Annotated in this window: 1 pseudogene; it reads left to right on the top strand. The window is 28.1% G+C overall.

Annotated elements, in window-relative coordinates:
• Nucleotides 1-225: 225 nt before the first annotated feature.
• Nucleotides 226-491 (top strand): annotated as a pseudogene (locus FD06_RS07735) (hypothetical protein); the annotation flags it as partial.

Genomic DNA, 491 nt, shown 5'->3' on the forward strand with positions numbered 1-491 from the left:
AGTTCATTCCTGGGCAAGAACATTTAATGAATTAGGAATCACTGGACTTTTACCTATAAAGAAAGGTAGATTAGCCATTAAAAAAACTACTTTAAATAAAAATACAAAATTGCTATTGTCTGAAAAAGAAAAATATGAAGCAAAAATAGCTGAACTAGAACAAAAAGTATATGATTGAGAACTATCTAATTACTGTTTAAAAGGCCTACGGGCTGTGATGAAAGATTGTCAAACAAAGTAAAAACTAAATTTGTTTATAATTCATGGTCCGCAGATAATTGTCCTTATAAACTGAACACTTTACTAAAAGTAAATAATCTTAAAAAGTCAACATATTATGATGAACTAAAAAGGATTAGAACTTACAAAGATAAGTATACAAAAGTGAAAGAACAGATAAAGCTTATATTTAAACAAAGCAAGATGACCTATGGTCATCGTAGAATGAAATGCATGTTAGATAAGCTTGGGTTTAGTTATTGTTTAGAAAC

The sequence above is a fragment of the Apilactobacillus ozensis DSM 23829 = JCM 17196 genome (assembly GCF_001435995.1).
Classification (GTDB): domain Bacteria; phylum Bacillota; class Bacilli; order Lactobacillales; family Lactobacillaceae; genus Apilactobacillus; species Apilactobacillus ozensis.